The organism is Pseudoalteromonas sp. OF7H-1 (assembly GCF_022347825.1).
GTDB classification, from domain to species: domain Bacteria; phylum Pseudomonadota; class Gammaproteobacteria; order Enterobacterales; family Alteromonadaceae; genus Pseudoalteromonas; species Pseudoalteromonas maricaloris.
Window position 1 is genome coordinate 229,713 of the sequence record NZ_JAKRFX010000001.1, and the last position, 15,988, is coordinate 245,700.

Annotated in this window: 16 protein-coding genes; 7 read left to right on the forward strand and 9 right to left on the reverse strand. The window is 44.0% G+C overall.

From position 1 onward, the window contains the following. Position 1: 1 nt before the first annotated feature. The 3 genes from MHN30_RS01045 to MHN30_RS01055 all read right to left on the reverse strand — a co-directional run bounded on the left by MHN30_RS01045 (position 2) and on the right by MHN30_RS01055 (position 2,935). Positions 2 to 901 carry a DUF350 domain-containing protein gene (locus tag MHN30_RS01045; RefSeq protein ID WP_239357143.1) on the reverse strand — a complete coding sequence of 300 codons (900 nt, stop codon included), beginning with the start codon at positions 899 to 901 and terminating at the stop codon, positions 2 to 4. A gap of 23 nt (positions 902 to 924) precedes the next feature. Next, on the reverse strand, positions 925 to 1,863 hold the full coding sequence (locus tag MHN30_RS01050) for a CHAD domain-containing protein (RefSeq protein ID WP_130125895.1): 939 nt from the start codon (positions 1,861 to 1,863) through the stop codon (positions 925 to 927). 289 nt (positions 1,864 to 2,152) lie between these two features. Continuing rightward, a complete protein-coding gene (locus tag MHN30_RS01055; protein ID WP_239357146.1) occupies positions 2,153 to 2,935 on the reverse strand; it encodes a sporulation protein in 783 nt (260 codons plus the stop codon). A 487-nt stretch (positions 2,936 to 3,422) separates the two neighbouring features. Here MHN30_RS01055 and MHN30_RS01060 point away from each other — a divergent pair, with 487 nt between their 5' ends. Both MHN30_RS01060 and yegD read left to right on the forward strand, forming a co-directional pair. Further along, a complete protein-coding gene (locus MHN30_RS01060) occupies positions 3,423 to 4,364 on the forward strand; it encodes a sensor domain-containing diguanylate cyclase (RefSeq protein ID WP_239357162.1) in 942 nt (313 codons plus the stop codon). A 241-nt stretch (positions 4,365 to 4,605) separates the two neighbouring features. Continuing rightward, entirely contained in the window at positions 4,606 to 5,964 is a 1,359-nt protein-coding gene (gene yegD, locus MHN30_RS01065; protein WP_239357164.1) for a molecular chaperone, read from the forward strand. A 55-nt stretch (positions 5,965 to 6,019) separates the two neighbouring features. Here the strand turns inward: yegD and MHN30_RS01070 are convergent, their stop codons facing one another. The 3 genes from MHN30_RS01070 to MHN30_RS01080 are packed head-to-tail and all read right to left on the reverse strand — an operon-like array spanning position 6,020 to position 7,833. After that, the gene (locus tag MHN30_RS01070) at positions 6,020 to 6,478 is read right to left on the reverse strand and encodes a methylglyoxal synthase (protein WP_010371978.1); all 459 of its coding nucleotides are present in this window, start codon (positions 6,476 to 6,478) and stop codon (positions 6,020 to 6,022) included. Between the two features lie 28 nt (positions 6,479 to 6,506). Then, positions 6,507 to 7,142, reverse strand: a complete 636-nt coding sequence (locus MHN30_RS01075) for a LysE family translocator (protein WP_239357166.1) — start codon at positions 7,140 to 7,142, stop codon at positions 6,507 to 6,509. Positions 7,143 to 7,149: 7 nt separating this feature from the next. Next, on the reverse strand, positions 7,150 to 7,833 hold the full coding sequence (locus tag MHN30_RS01080; RefSeq protein ID WP_130163579.1) for a S24 family peptidase: 684 nt from the start codon (positions 7,831 to 7,833) through the stop codon (positions 7,150 to 7,152). Positions 7,834 to 8,060: 227 nt separating this feature from the next. Here MHN30_RS01080 and MHN30_RS01085 point away from each other — a divergent pair, with 227 nt between their 5' ends. After that, entirely contained in the window at positions 8,061 to 8,315 is a 255-nt protein-coding gene (locus tag MHN30_RS01085; RefSeq protein WP_045990720.1) for a helix-turn-helix transcriptional regulator, read from the forward strand. A 71-nt stretch (positions 8,316 to 8,386) separates the two neighbouring features. Here MHN30_RS01085 and putA read toward each other — a convergent pair whose 3' ends face one another. Beyond that, complete coding sequence (gene putA, locus MHN30_RS01090; RefSeq protein ID WP_239357178.1) at positions 8,387 to 12,190, reverse strand: bifunctional proline dehydrogenase/L-glutamate gamma-semialdehyde dehydrogenase PutA; 3,804 nt, start codon at positions 12,188 to 12,190, stop codon at positions 8,387 to 8,389. 406 nt (positions 12,191 to 12,596) lie between these two features. On the opposite strand from putA, the gene MHN30_RS01095 reads away from it, so the two are divergent. From MHN30_RS01095 to MHN30_RS01110, 4 genes are read left to right on the forward strand one after another with little or no spacing between them, the layout of a single operon-like run. Then, positions 12,597 to 13,085 (forward strand): winged helix-turn-helix transcriptional regulator, encoded by a 489-nt coding sequence (locus MHN30_RS01095; RefSeq protein ID WP_010371968.1) that lies wholly within the window; start codon positions 12,597 to 12,599, stop codon positions 13,083 to 13,085. 27 nt (positions 13,086 to 13,112) lie between these two features. Then, on the forward strand, positions 13,113 to 13,859 hold the full coding sequence (locus MHN30_RS01100; RefSeq protein ID WP_239357181.1) for an SDR family oxidoreductase: 747 nt from the start codon (positions 13,113 to 13,115) through the stop codon (positions 13,857 to 13,859). A 6-nt stretch (positions 13,860 to 13,865) separates the two neighbouring features. Next, positions 13,866 to 14,315 (forward strand): adenylyltransferase/cytidyltransferase family protein, encoded by a 450-nt coding sequence (locus MHN30_RS01105; RefSeq protein WP_010371961.1) that lies wholly within the window; start codon positions 13,866 to 13,868, stop codon positions 14,313 to 14,315. Next, a complete protein-coding gene (locus tag MHN30_RS01110; RefSeq protein ID WP_130125902.1) occupies positions 14,312 to 14,917 on the forward strand; it encodes an SDR family oxidoreductase in 606 nt (201 codons plus the stop codon). Before MHN30_RS01105 ends, MHN30_RS01110 begins: the two co-directional genes overlap by 4 nt. Positions 14,918 to 14,926: 9 nt before the next feature. On the opposite strand, the gene MHN30_RS01115 is transcribed toward MHN30_RS01110, so the two are convergent. After that, entirely contained in the window at positions 14,927 to 15,544 is a 618-nt protein-coding gene (locus MHN30_RS01115; protein ID WP_130163585.1) for a GNAT family N-acetyltransferase, read from the reverse strand. Next, positions 15,528 to 15,755 (reverse strand): helix-turn-helix domain-containing protein, encoded by a 228-nt coding sequence (locus MHN30_RS01120; protein WP_069018978.1) that lies wholly within the window; start codon positions 15,753 to 15,755, stop codon positions 15,528 to 15,530. The genes MHN30_RS01115 and MHN30_RS01120 overlap by 17 nt, the downstream gene beginning before the upstream one ends. Positions 15,756 to 15,988 lie beyond the last annotated feature (233 nt).

Sequence of the window (15,988 nt, forward strand, 5' to 3'; positions counted from 1 at the left end):
GTTATGCACCTAACAAACTAGCCATAGTCGTACCAATGGCAAAAGAAAGCGCGGCTGAGATTGCAGCAACACCAACATTCTTTTGTCTGTTCACTTCATCGGAAATATCTTTACCCGCAAGAATAATTTTTATCATGACGAGGTGTAAGACGATGAAAAGCACAATGCTACCCAGTGCCGCAATACTCCAGTACAGTAGGCTTGAGTTAATGTTGTCCGCTACATACGGCGCTAAACCGGACGCTGCAGTCAGTGCTAGTGCTGAGCCGATTAAAAAGCCCGCGTAGCGGATCCCGACCGCGATATTGTTGTCTTTGATTGCTTGCTGTAAACAGTCGCCACTTTTGTTGGTGCGCTTAAATAGTTGTACTCGGTATTGGCTCACAAGCAACATACAAATATTACCAATAATAAAGGCAGCAACCACAATCGGTAAACCGTACCAGCCCTCTGTGAGTACCCAAAGCAAAGCTGAGCGGATCACAATGGCAACGCTCACCACATGGCCAAAATCAATCAGTGCTGAGGTGACATTACCTTTAACGATTTCGTCATGAAGGTTCACCTTGCGTAGCGCGACTTTGTCTTGGAAAAAGTGGCCGAGTTTGATAAGGATGATACCAACGATACCGTAGCCCGCCATTTGTAGCGCTTCTTGAACCAAAGAACTGGCAAAAGCACCACTTGAAATACCTGAAATTACGATGGCCAAACCTGCTAAACCACCAGCAAAACTGAGGCCAAATGCAAAGTTGTCTTTTTCTGTGATTTCATCGTTTGCATGAAGGTTAGATACCCAACCTTTGATGTATTTTAAGCTAACAAACAACGCGACGATCACCGCCATATCTATTAGCAATGCTTGAAAAGTCCAAGCTGTTAATCCGTTAAATTGGTACATATGTTAACTCCGCTATATATGCGCTATTTGCCCCGGCTTACGCCACGGGAGGTTCTACTTGAGCTATTGCGAACTGAGCCGTAGCTTGAGGTTCGAGAGTAGCTGCTTCGAGTTACTGCTGATGGGGTATTGCTACTTCGACTTAACCCTGACGCGCCAGACTTTTTCTTGGCATAGGGACTGGTAAACTGTTTGCCTTGGCGTTGGTACGATTGTTGAGTACGCTTGGCGAGTTCAGTTTGGCGTTTGTAGCTTTTATAACTGGTGTATCTATGACGACCATAGTCGCTGTAGTAACTGTATTTGCGGTGTTTACTCCAGCGACCATATTCAACATCACCAACAATATCGCCAAGCATGCGATACATGCCGTACCACATCCAAAAGCTAGTGCCGTTTGAATTGGTCTGCCATTCGCCATAGTTGGCATTACCAACAAGCTGATTGCCGACACCGGTCTGACCGTTTGCCGTTTGTTCCGCTTGCTGACTGATTGCGCCAACTCGCGCTAGCTTTCCATCTGACATATCGGCTAAAACATTGATTGGATCTGTCAGCGCATCATTGAACAAACTGATGGAAGCGGCTTCTTTTAACAAGAGCGCTTGGTTGATAATATCATCGCTGTTCATACTTGGAGCGGGGGACTTGAGGGACTGATAACGAGTCAATAAACTCTGATATAAGGTTCCACTGCTTGTTGCGTCTTGGGAAATAATTTGCGCAATTTCACTGAGCTGAGGTTTTTGCTGACCAAGTACTTTGCCATACTCAGTCAAAAGGTTGGCATTTCTCACCTGCTTTTTATCAAGGGCGGTTCCCAGCGTATTTATCGCTGTTGAAGCTTCTTGAAGTGTATGTGTAATGGTTTGCTGGATACGTTCTTCTTTCGATTCGCAGCCCAGCATTAGGCTCAAAACACACAGTAGGCTAACCAGTTTCCAAATTCTAAAGTTGGACATTCATTGTCACCTAATCTACCTTGACCATTCGTTTTAATGTGCTGTTTTATTGAGTTTAAGTCAACTCAAACGTGCCGTGAACGGCATGTTAAAGGGGCTTAAATTGTAACAATAAATCAGTCTAGAAAGTTATTACCTATACACCTTAACATTTGTATTAACATAAACCATAGCGTTAGGTGGACTGGGATAATAATAGAGTTTGTTCATATAGAAGTTGCATTCGTATGAATGCAACGATCACCAAAGCATCAATATAAATCTATCAATACTATAAGGTTAATATACCTTAGCAATTCGCCTCTAGAATGTCATAGATAGCATCTTCTAGGTCTTCTAAATCTGCTTCATCTATCAACAATCTGGCTTTTGACTCATCAAGGTCTAGCGCCTCCGCAAAGAAGCCTTTAAAGCCTCGCGCTTTGCGATCAATCTCAAAGATGATTTCGAGTTGCTCACCACGATTAAAGAAAACCACTTCTACCTCATCAAAGCGACCATGGAAGTCACCTGTGATCGTTTTAAACTCTAGTTCTTGTACGAATGGCAGGCGTGAGAATGATACTTCATCAATACCTTCACAGTCTGATTCATAGAGTTTAAAGCCAAGCGCTTCCATCGCATCGATAGCCGCTTGTTGTAGCTCGGTAGGTACGATATGTAAATAGTCCCTATCTGACTTGTCGAGCGCCATATCAATATCAAGGTTGGTAGCGATCCAAGTTTTGGATTGGCCAACAGTAAGCGGGGTTTCTTCAGCGAGGTCAAGCGTGAATGGAATGTGCTTTTCATCACCGGGTTCGATAGTAAATCGTTCGTTGATTTGAAATTTAGCAAGGGTGTGGTTTTTAGTGATGGTCGTTGTTTCACCTTCACTGTCTTCTCTTTCAACTGTGTAGTTGCACATTACGTTAAGATCTATTTTGTTGATCTCTTGAGCAACTTTGCCACCGATGATTTTAACCGTTCCAGAAATTTCTTCGCCAGGGGAGGCGTGATGGGTTTCTAAGATGGTATCTACTTTTGCTGCACCGATACCGACTGCGCCAAGGGCTTTTTTGAAAAAAGACATAGTCATCCTTATATATCTTGTGACCTTCCATCATGGAAAGCGCTGCCGTGTCGATTATAGGAATTATTATCAATTCGTCAATTGCTTTTCTCCTTCAAAGCCAATGACTTGAAAATATTTTTTATGATGCAGTCGGTAATTAACCTGAGGTTTGGATAAGGAATGTTCAAACTCATTGTTTCTAAAGAACAACTTAGTTTTTTCCTTGTCTAGCCAGAGAGTTTTAGGGAAAACAAGGCGAATTTACGCACCAATAGCTGGCTATTGGAAGTGAATTCAACGCAGTTAGCGCTAAAACTGGCTGCTAGAAAGGCATTAATTATGCGCAGCTCAGGTTAATTAGTCATTATTCATAAAATTGGTATATTATTTTTATAACGATAGCCGTAGATGAGCAGTGTTCATTGGCATGTTTCAAATTGCAAAGTTCAAGTTTATAGAATTATGGAACAGGATGTTGCAACGCCTCATGGTTAAGGACCGACGTATGGCCCGCACTCAAGCTTTGGCGCAACCGAGCTATGAGGAATTGGCGTCGACATTAAGTGCGATGCCGGATTTGATGTTTGAACTGGATGAAGAGGGGCGGCACTGGGACGCCAGAATACTTCGCCCTGAGTTGTTAGTCGCGCCTGCAGAACAATTGATTGGCCATACGGTGACTGAAGTGATGCCAGAGCAAGCCGCTAAAATAGTGATGCAGGCATTACAGGAAGCAAAAGTTAACGGCTATTCACATGGTAGCCATATTCACTTGTCTACACCGGTTGGTGAGCGTTGGTTTGAGGTCTCTATTGCCCGTAAGGTTGTCACTGCAAACGATAATCATGCTGAAACACGTTTTATCGTGTTATCTCGGGATATCAATGACCGTAAGTTGGAGTATCTCGAAGCCGAGAAGTTGGCCTATCATGACCAGTTAACCGAATTACCGAATCGCCATGTTCTCCAGCATGGATTGACGGAGCAACTCCGTGTAGGTCAAAAGCTTGGTAGTTACAGCGCAATCTTGTTTTTGGACCTTGACGATTTTAAAAAAGTAAATGACTTGCATGGCCACCATGTGGGGGACCAGCTACTTAAGGCGGTTGCCCAGCGTTTGTGTGCTAGCGTACGCCAAGATGATGTGGTGATCCGTTGGGGAGGCGATGAGTTTGTGATTCTAATCACTCACTTATCTCCACAACAGCCTCAAGCCGAATCTCATGTGGTTGGGATCTGCCAGCAAATAATCAACAAGGTAGATAAACCCTATCTTTTTGAAGGCAATAAGCTAAGTTGTCGGATTAGTATCGGCGTCAGTCTATTTAATAACCTCGACATCGAGACTGGGATCCAACAGGCAGATTCCGCTATGTATCAAGCTAAGCAATCTGACAGTGTGCGCTATGCTTTCCACGACAAGCCTATTAAGGATGTGGGAACCTAGATAAATTCATCTGGCAATAACGACAACCATGATACACTTCGCGACTTTTCAGCAGTTTGAGGTAGAGAATGAAAGTCGGGTTTGATTACGGAAGCTCTCATTGTGCAATGTCTAGTGTGTTATGCAAAATGGTTTCATTCCACGACAAGCCTATAAAGGATGTGGGAACCTAGATAAATTCATCTGACAATAACGACAACCATGATACACTTCGCGACTTTTCAGCAGTTTGAGGTAGAGAATGAAAGCCGGGTTTGATTACGGAAGTTCTAATTGTGCGATGGGTGTCATGCAAAATGGTGAAGTGGACTTACTGCGTCTCGAGCAAGATAAATATTACCTGCCTTCGACTATGTATGCGATGCACAATGCGTTAATTTCTGCATTTGTTAATCGTCATCTCAATGAACCAGATCCAGTCTACACACAGTCTCGCCAAGGGCTGCTAACGGTAGCGCAGCAAGCTAAGCGCGATCTTGATTTAGAAGCACATGAAGCGGGCGTTTTTTTTGGTCAAGCGGCAATTTCTGAGTATATTGAATTTCCCGAAGAAGGTTTTTTTGTTAAATCACCTAAGTCCTTCTTTGGGGCGGTTGGGCTTAAATCTCAACAAATCGCCTTCTTTGAAGATATTGCTGCGGCGATGATGGTTGAGATTAAGCGCCGTGCCGAGTCGCAGCTGCAACAGTCCATTACCGACACTGTGATTGGTCGACCTGTTAATTTTCAGTCCGTCGGCGGAGAAGAAAGTAATCAACAGGCGGTTAATATTCTTACTACCGCTGCAAAAAGAGCAGGATTTAAGGAAGTGGATTTTCTCTTCGAACCGCTCGCAGCGGGGATTGAGTATGAAAGTCGTCTTCAGCAAGATAAACTTGTGCTGGTCGTTGATATCGGCGGTGGTACTAGCGATTGTTCGTTTGTCCGAATGGGGCCAAGCTATCGCAATAATACACAGCGCCAGCAAGACTTTTTAGCGCATACGGGTAAACGTATCGGTGGTAACGATTTAGATATTGCACTTGCTTATCACCAATTAATGCCGTTGTGTGGTCTAGGCTCTAACATGAGTTCAGGTTTGCCGATGCCTAGTCAACTGTATTGGCAGGCATGTAAAATCAATGATATTCAGTCTCAACTAGACTTCTACAGCGATAAATTAGCGCGAGAATTGCAAAGCATGTTGCGAGATGTCGCCGAGCCGCAAAAGCTGGCGCGTTTACTTCACATTCAACAGAACAAACTTACCCATCAAGTGGTTCGTGAAGGTGAGCTTGGTAAGATAGCACTCTCTGAGCAAGCAAAGTTTAATGCCAACCTTGGTTTTATTGAGCCACAGTTAACCTCTGAATTTACGCAGCAAGATTTTGCCGAGTCGGTCATGTCGAACTTAGAGCAGATGGGCATGCTTGCGAAAGAAGCCATACATCAAGCGGGGTCAAAGCCCGATGTAATTTATCTGACTGGCGGTAGCGCGCAATCACCGTTACTCAAGGCAACGCTTGCACAGCAAATTGGCGATATTGAAATGGTGAACGGGGATAACTTTGGTAGTGTTACTGCAGGCTTGACTAAGTGGGCGGATAAAATATTTAAGTAATCGAAGTCAAAATCAAAGAAGCGGTCACAAACCGCTTCCTTACTCATCTATTTTATCAATCTAAGCGACTAGCAAGATACTGCTCATAATCAGGTAAATGTCTTGCGATTGGCTGGCTCATTTTATCGCACGCCATCAGTAAATCTGCCGTTGCTTCATTACAGGCAACGGGAATATTCCAAACAGCAGCGAGTCTCAACAGTGCTTTTACATCCGGATCGTGAGGCTGTGACGCAAGCGGATCCCAAAAGAAAATCAAGACATGAACATCTTGCTCCGCGATTTTGGCACCAATTTGTTGGTCGCCACCCATTGGGCCACTAAATAGCTTTGTTACTTCTAAACCAGTATGCTTTTCTATTAGGTTACCCGTTGTGCCCGTAGCGTAAAGCTTGTGCTGTTTTAGGCTATCTAAGTGGGTCTGACACCACTCAAGTAGGGCTGGTTTCATGCCATCGTGTGCAACCAAAGCAATGTGCTTTTTAGCTGGCAGTGGCTGTGAACGTTTTTGCATGTGTACTGCTCCTATTTTGCGTAACTGTTTAGAATAATAAGTTGACTGCCAATGCGATAAAAATTAAGCCTGAAATACGATCAATCCACACTGGCGCTGCAGGATGCTGCCTAAAATAGCCTGCGATTTTATCACCACCATAGATATACATGCAGTCGATGGGAAAAGCTAAAATAGGATACAGTAAACCAAACATGGCCAGTTGCATTGTTGTCGAGGTCGCCAAGCTACTATCGACAAACTGAGGAATAAATGCAATAAAAAACAGGGCGACTTTGGGATTTAAGACTTCCGTCATCATTGCTTGGAACATCACGTTTTTAGGCTTTTTGGTGCTCACGTGCGGTTTTTCCTCGCAAGCTATCTGCGCCTTTCCAAGCGTTTCTTTGATAGTCATTATACCTAGATAAGCTAAGTAAGCTGCGCCGAGATATTGCACTGTGGTATAGGCGGTCTCTGAGGCTTTTAGGAGTGCGGATAAGCCAACAACGGCAAAGAGTGTGTGGATCACCCCACCGAGTGCAAAGCCTAATGCGCTTTGCATGCCAGCTACGCGGCCATTAGTAAAGGTCTGCGCCATTAAAAACGCATTGGATGGGCCCGGTGCCACGGCAATTACCGTGCTGGCGATTAAAAATGAGAATAAGTATTCAAGATTTAGCATCGTATTATTAAATTAGATCTTTACCAATCCATACTACTTTACCGAGAATTTCCAGCTGCTCCAATTCATTCGGCATCACAACTTGTTCCCGGTATTCTTTATTATCGCTAATCAAGCGTACTGAGCCATCAAAGTTTTGTTGTAAGCGCTTTGCATAAAGCTCTTCACCAAGGCGGACAACATAGATCAGACCTTCGCTTAATTTTTTATCCGATAAATCCACCAAAATCGTATTGTTATTATTAATCGTGGGTTCCATAGAGTCGCCTTTGGCAAACACCACGACCAGCTGTGACTTATCTAGATTTTTAAATTCAATCCACTTTTTTCTAAATGCAAGGTAACGTGCAACCTCGGCACTTTGGTTAAATGCACCATAACCCGTACTGACAGAGACATGGTAGCCAGGCACAACAACAAAGTCCTCATTGAAGTCTTCCAAGGTAATACTTTGCTGGATGATTGGTGATTCGGTTTTGCAATCAAGTGGGATCCCGGTAACGAGCCACATCAAATCTACGTTGGCTTGTTTAGCAATGCGTTCAATTACACTGAGTTTTGGGTCTTCCCCTTTTAATATTCTGCGCAGCGTCCCTTCAGATACATCAATTTTTAACGCAAAAGCTCTAATACTGTCCGGCTTGATCGCATATTCTACGCGCTCCGCTAGGCTCATGAGACTTTGTTCCATGCGTTGCCTCTTAAATAATGATACGTGTGCGTCATTATATGGGCTATTTTTTGCGAAGTAAAATCATTTTTGACGCAAAAAAGATCTATTTTCTCGTTGAAATGCGTAAAAAATAGATCTATCATCTTCATTAAATTACGCAGTGAATGCATTTAGTCAGTGAGTGCGTAAATAAGTGATTTTTCTAAATGTCATATATTTGCGCAATTTTTTAAGGAATGAGTGTGATGTTAATGAGCCAACCTTTAGTTTCTGAACGCGCGCCGCTTGGTGCTGCCATACTTAGATTTGCACGTAAAAGTCGCGGTTTTACTCAAGCTGAATCAGCCGCAAGCTATGGTATAGAGGAGCGAACATTAAGGCGCTGGGAGAATAACGAATACAACCCTAAATGGAATGATGTGATTGCTTTGGTTGAAGATGTTTATTTAATGGACATTGTTAATGTCATTGTGGGATTAAGGACATCAAGCGCTGCGTAAAAAATTAAAGCCAGCTTGCGCTGGCTTTGGTCGATAAAATCGCTATGGCTAACATAGCGACTTATATTCTTTTACTCTTCGTCTTCAACAAGCGTCATCAGTGAAGTGTTACCACCAGAAGCTGTGGTATCGATACTGATGGTTTTCTCAGTCACTAGACGATTGATAAGCGTATCGTAGTACTCTGCACTGATCACCGGCAGGATTGCACCTTTGCGCTCCGCAAGTTGCTGTGAGAAGTAACCAAGGCGTGAAGAGCGCGCAGCCACAACAGCACCTGCAAGGTGAGGGTGTGCCAAAATCGCTTGTAGCTGGTTTTGCTTCGCTACTTGGAATACGCCTTCAGCAACGCCAGTTGAGATGAACTTATCTCTAAATGCCAATGCTTCTTCATAGAATAAGTCAGAGGCTACTGTGATCACTGTGTTACCGGCAGCAAGTGCTGTGATAATTGATATCGCCCAGAAGTTGAACGAAGTACTCTTATCGGCATATACCACTACACAACCACGCGCTTCTAAGTGCAGCGTGTTCGACTCACCAGTAGGTCCCGGTAGCGTTGTGTAAGTACGCATACGCTTTTCTAAGCGGTTTAGCTGAGCACGCGCATCAGAAAGCGTTAATGACAAATCATCCGCCAGCTCATCAATGATGTCTACTGTTGCCACTTTTGCGAGTAGCTGACGCACTGCCGAAACACGGTCATTAAGCGCAGTACGACGCCAGATCTTCTCATCACGCTTAGAGTTTTGCATCAGTTTTTCAACTTGCTCAACGGCACCTGGGAAGTGGTGGATCTCTAGCTCATCAGGCGTCAGATCTGTCATTTGTACGTTGTCTGGTGACGCTTTTTCTTTCACAAGGCGAAGTAGGTAGTTTGGACCACCTGCTTTTGGACCTGTACCAGAAAGACCACGCCCACCAAATGGTTGCACACCAACGATTGCACCAATCATGTTACGGTTCACGTATACGTTACCCGCGCGAGACATCTTAGCTAGGTATTCGCAGCGCTCTTCAATACGTGAATGAACGCCCATTGTTAGACCGTAGCCTGTACCATTGATTTGGTCGATCACATTATCAAGTTGATCTGCTTTAAAGCGTACAACGTGAACTACCGGACCGAATACTTCACGCTTAAGCACGGATAGATCAGAAATCTCATATAGGCGCGGAGCGAAGAAGTAAGCGCCGTTCTCACTGTTATCAGGGATCTTAGCTTCGAATAGTAGCTTACCGTTCGACTTCATGTAATCAACATGCTTAGTCAAAGTGGTCAGCGCTTTTTCGTCGATTACTGGACCTACGTCTGTAGATAGTAGCGATGGGTCGCCGATATGTAGCTCTTTAAGTGCACCTTGGATCATTTCGATGATACCGTCAGCAACATCTTCTTGTAAGAACAACACACGAAGTGCTGAACAGCGTTGACCGGCGCTTTGGAAACCTGATGAAATAACATCGTCAACCACTTGCTCTGGTAATGCTGTTGAGTCAACGATCATACAGTTTTGACCACCAGTTTCTGCGATCAGAGGAACCTGAATATCGTTACGCTCAGCAAGAATTTGCGAGATAAGCGTGCCTGTCTCTGTTGAACCTGTGAACATAACCGCTTGGATACGCTCGTCAGGCACGATGTGTTTACCCACTTCGCTACCGCGTGCGATAACCGGTTGTACTACGTGCTCTGGTAAACCAACGGTATGCATTAATTCAATACAACGCAGTGCAATCATACTGGTTTGTTCAGCTGGCTTTGCAATAACGGTATTACCCGTCACGATAGCAGCAGCTACCTGACCTAAGAAGATCGCAAGCGGGAAGTTCCACGGGCTGATACATAAAATCACGCCACGAGCTTCAAAACGCTCATCTTTAGAAAGCTCTTCTGCACGCGCTGCATAGTAGCGACAGAAGTCAACGGCTTCACGTACTTCATCGATGCTGTCTTGGGTTACTTTACCTGCTTCTTTAATACAGATAGCAACAAGTTCATCATGGTGACGCTCAAGGATGTCAGCAGTGCGGCGTAGTAAGTTTGCACGCTCTTCAACAGAGGTTTGAGACCAACTTTCAAAAGCCGCATCAGCATTGGCAAGCACGCTTTGCATGTGTGCTTCATCGTGTAAAGGCACAGATCCAATCACTTGTTTGTGGTTCGCAGGGTTACGAACAGCAAGGTGACCTTCTGGTACTTGGCTTTCATCGATTAGGTGTTCGGTAAACCAGTTGTCTAGGTTTTCTTTAAACGGTGTTAAATCGTTGATGTCCGTAAGGTCTTTACCTTTTGAGTTTGGACGCTCATCGCCATAAAGCTCGATAGGTAGCTTAATCTGCGTATTGTAACGGTTACGTAGGCCTTGCAGTGTTTCTACAGGATCTGGAAGTAGTGACTCAACAGGCTTCGTAGTATCAACAATTGCGTTTACGAATGATGAGTTTGCACCGTTTTCAAGTAGACGGCGTACCAGATAAGCAAGTAGGTCTTCGTGCTGACCAACTGGTGCATACACACGACACTGAATTCCTTCGTTTTCAACGATTTGGTCGTAAAGTGATTCACCCATACCGTGTAGGCGTTGGAATTCGAACCCTTTGTTATCGCCTTTGGCCACTTCTAGAATGGTTGCTGCGGTGTAAGCATTATGCGTCGCAAATTGCGGGAATAGCACATCGCGTGCTTCAAGGAGCTTAATAGCACACGCTTTATAAGAAACGTCAGTCGTTGCTTTACGAGTGAACACAGGGAAGTGCTCAAGACCATCTTGTTGAGTGGTTTTGATTTCTGTATCCCAGTAAGCACCTTTAACTAGACGCACCATCAGTTTACGGCCTACGCGGCGAGCAAGTTCAGCTACCCATTCCACAACGAAAATGGCACGTTTTTGATATGCTTGTACTGCAAGACCAAAACCATTCCAGTCGCCAAGTGCGTCGTCTGAGAATACCGCTTCGATGACATCTAGTGAGATATCTAAACGATCCGCTTCTTCCGCATCAACCGTGAAACCGATATCGTATTCTTTCGCAGCAATCGCAAGTTCTTTTAGCTTAGGTACAAGCTCGTCCATCACGCGGTCGCGATGTGTGAATTCGTAGCGCGGGTGGATAGCAGAAAGCTTCACTGAAATACCTGGGCTCTTAATTGGGCCACGGCCTTTCGCTGCTTTACCGATCGCGTGGATAGCAGTCATATAGCTTTGGAAGTAACGATCTGCATCTTTCATCGTACGTGCGCCTTCACCTAGCATGTCGTACGAATATACATAACCTTTTTGTTCTTTATCAGCGGCGCGATCGATAGCATCTTGAATGGTTTCACCCATTACAAACTGCTTACCCATGATCTTCATTGCATAGTTAACGGATTTACGGATAACTGGCTCACCAAGACGACCAATTGTACGCTTTAGCACGCCAAATTGTTCTTCTTTATTCTTGTCTGAATAGTTAACCATTTTACCGGTAACGAGTAGACCCCAGCTTGAAGCGTTAACAAATAACGAGTCGCTGCTGCCTAAGTGTGAACTCCAGTCGCCTTTTGCGAGCTTGTCGCGGATCAGGCTTTCTTGTGTTGCTTTGTCTGGTACACGAAGTAAAGCTTCGGCCAAACACATTAGTACCACGCCTTCTTCGGTAGAAAGAGAGAATTCATTTAAAAGCGCGTCGACACCGTTTTGACCATCTTGATCTCTACGAATGTTCAATACCATTTGACGTGCACGTTCCCATGCTCGGCTTCGAGCTGTAACGCCTACCTCTGCTAAAGGTAAAATATGATCAATTACTGCATTCTCATCGATGCGGTAAAAATCACGGATCTTTTGTCGGATAGGACAGTTAGTTGTCAAATCGCCGTTATAAAGCATAAGCAACCCTCAAAAATTGGAGTCAAAAATACATGTAATTCGCGCCTGCCTATGGAATCACACACCTGAATGTGCAGATTACAAAACTACATCTGAACTGATGCCAAACTAAGCAACCAAAGGTTGAAAGTGTAGTTTAATTTGTATAGGAAGCCTCAATTACGACAAAATGATGCAGTCACATTGCTAACCATAACACACCCATTTGGGGGTTCAAATTTTAGCCAGAATGCATAATCTAAATGTTCGAACAAAGCCGCGTTAAAGACTGAAATAAGCCGCTTTGCCCTTTATCGTTAATTTCGCGGGCATTCTATCGAAAAGACAGCAGAATATGCTGTTTTATTTTTAAGGAATACGGTAAATTTGCGGGTAATCTCAAACCCTCACAAAATTTTATGCTGATATGACGACTTCCATTAAAACTCGGGTATTAGATCGCATCGATTTAGCAATCTTAGACGCGCTCCAGCGCAATGGCCGGATCTCTAATGTAAACTTGGCGAAAGAGGTAAACTTGAGTCCGAGTCCGTGTCTCGATCGAGTAAAAAAACTCGAGTCGGAGGGGTATATCGAAGGGTATACGGCAAGATTAAATGCCGCAAAACTTGGCCAGCATTTGGTTGCGCATGTGGAAATCACCTTAAAAAGCTCGACCGAAGCGGTATTTGAGGTGTTTAAACAGCATATTGTAAAAATCCCCAACGTCGTTTCTTGTGATATGGTAGCTGGTGGCTTTGATTATTTAGTTAAAATCCGAGTCCAGGATATGCGTCAATATCGTGAGGTATTAGGTCAAATTGTTGAAATACCTGGAGTTGGTACAAATCATACCTATATGGTGATAGAACACGTCAAAGAAGACATGGGTGTAGAAGTACTGAACTATCAGTAGCTGTTGGCCCAATTTAAGGAATAATAGATGCAAAAAGTGGTACTTATCACCGGTGCGAGCCGTGGGATTGGTGCGGCAACGGCTCAACTGCTGGGACAACAAGGATTTACCGTTGTTATAAATTACAAGCAGAATGTGCAAGCCGCAGAAACGGTTGCTGATACCATCCTATGTAATAATGGTAAAGCGTATTTGTTACAAGCAGATGTCACAGATGAAAAATCCGTAGAGGCAATGTTTGACAAGATAAAGACCGATATTGGCATAGTTACGCATCTGGTCAACAACGCGGGCGTGCTGAACGTGCAGACTCGAGTTGAACACATGACTGCAGCGCGTATCAACAATATGCTTACTAATAATGTTACGCCGTATTTTATTTGTGCTCGCGAAGCAATTAAACACATGCGTTTAAGTGCCAATCCAGCACAATGCGCAATAGTGAATGTATCGTCGGCAGCTTCTTATTTAGGTGGAGCTAATGAGTATGTTGACTATGCGGCTGCAAAAGGTGCAATAGACAGCTTCACTAAAGGTTTATCTCTGGAATTAGCCGCTGAGCAGATCCGCGTGAACTGCGTGAGACCGGGCTGTATTTATACCGATATCCACGGCGACGGGGGCGAACCAAACCGAGTTGATCGCCTAGCCGATTTTTTACCGCTGAAGCGAGGTGGAACCGCGATTGAGGTTGCCAATGCCATCGCTTGGCTTTTAAGTAATGAAGCAAGCTTTGTTACAGGAACTTTTATTGATTTAGCTGGAGGGAAATAGCAATTTATGAAAAATAAAATTGTTTATGTCTCAGGAACATTTGATTTATTTCACAGTAATCATTTAAAAATGATTAGTTATGGCCGAGGTTTAGGAGACACATTGATCGTTGGTGTGAGCACCGATGAACTTGTTTGTTCTTATAAAAAGCCACCGGCAGTGCCATTTGAAGAGCGTTTAGCGATTATCGAAGGGTTAAGAGACCCAGATCTTGCTATTCCACAACGTACTTTAGATCATCGTGAAACAGTGAAAAATCTAAATATTGATGTGTTCGTGATTGGCGATGATTGGAAGGGAAAATATGATTATCTGAAAGAGCTTGGAGTTCAGGTATTTTACTTTCCTTATGGTGCTGGCGTTAGCTCCAGTAACTTAAAGCAAAAAATCTACGATCAGTATAAAAAGCTGATAGAGCAAAGTGACAATCATCCAATCCCAGAGCCACAGAAATGAAAGTGTTAATAACGGGCGGACAGGGTGGTCTTGCCGCTTATTTAAGCGATGAATTGAAGCGCTTAGGACACGAAGTAGAAGCACCATCACGCGCGCAGCTTGATGTCTCTAAACCAGCTGGAGTTGAGCGTTTTTTTGACGACAAATCTTATGACTGTGTAATCAATGCGGCAGGAACGCTTTACTCAAGTTTAGTGGCAGACTCAGACCCAAATCTTTGGATCCGTGACATCGAAGTAAATCTAATCGGTACTTATTTAATTTCTCGTGCTGCAATTAAAGCAAACAAAGCGGTACATTTGATCAATGTGGCGTCGACGGCGGCATTTAACAGTTACAAAGATTGGACGTCTTATTGTGCGGCGAAAGCGGGCGTGGTGACCTTATCTAAAGGTCTTCACAAAGATGGCTACAAAATAACGGTATTGTGTCCTGGGGCAATAGATACTAAGCTGCGCGATGGTCTTACTATCAATAATCCCAATGTGATGAGCATACCACAAGGCGCTGCGCCAATCTTAGAGGCTGTAACTACACCGCAGCACACCGGTAAGCTGTTTTTTTATCGCCTGAATGAAAGTCGTAGCGAGTCGCTTGATTAGACTGGTTTGCTAATATTCATTGGCATAATGCGCTTGAGCTAGGTTCTCAATACGATTGCGCAAGGTCGGTGCAAGCAGTTTGTAATAGTATGTGGTGGCATGGAAGTCACCGCGTTCATCACTGACAAAATGAGGGATTTGCCCAGCAACTTTAAAGCCCAAACTCTGATATAGGATTTCTGCGTCCGAATCCGATTGTGTATCAAGGACGAGTAACGATATCTGCTGCCGTGTAGATTCTTGCTCTATGGCTTGCATCAGCTTTGTTGCCACGCCTTTTCGTCGGCTGTTTGGATGCACCAATAGTTTTTCCACTTCTGCCCGGTGCTGAGCATTATCTTTTGTTGCTGGTGAGAGTTGCACACAACCTGCCATTACGCCATTAAGTTCAGCGATAATAAGCGTCTTTTGCGACTTGATCACAGCATCGAATACCTGCCACCAGTAGTTTTGTATTGCTCTGCTAGAGGATGAGCGCAAAAAGCCGATAGAGGCGCCAAGATTAATACAGGCTTGCGTCAGTGCGCTGAGTTGTTTTACCCAAAGCTGACAATCTAAGCGATTGTATTTCAAGCTAGGCGCCTGAATAATGCGAAGCTGCATAGCGCTATTAGACAAATTGTTCATGCAGTTCCTTATTTATCCGAGCCAGACTTCGCTCAAGCCTTGCCTTTTCATGCATTAATTTTTGCCATCGAGTTTGCTGTTTCTCTTGGGAGCGTCGCAGTGCTTCGTAAAGTGCTCTCTGCGACACATGATAGGCTTTTGCAGCTTGTGATGGGGTGAGCATATCGTTCATTACTGCGTGTACTGCTGTGTCTAGTTTGCCAAGTGTCATTGTGTCTTCTCCTTAACATCTACTGGGTTTGTTGCTGTATCGTGCACAGGCCAGATACTCACATCCAAATGCCAAAGTAAGTACATCGTTTGATATAAAGTGTACATAATTACGCTCCTTTCTTTGTCGTGTTAGTTGATAAGGAAAAACTGTGCCAGAAATTAAAATTATTTAATATCAATAGGATGTGATTTTTGTTGGTCTGTAAGTACGTTCACATTGCACTGCTTTAG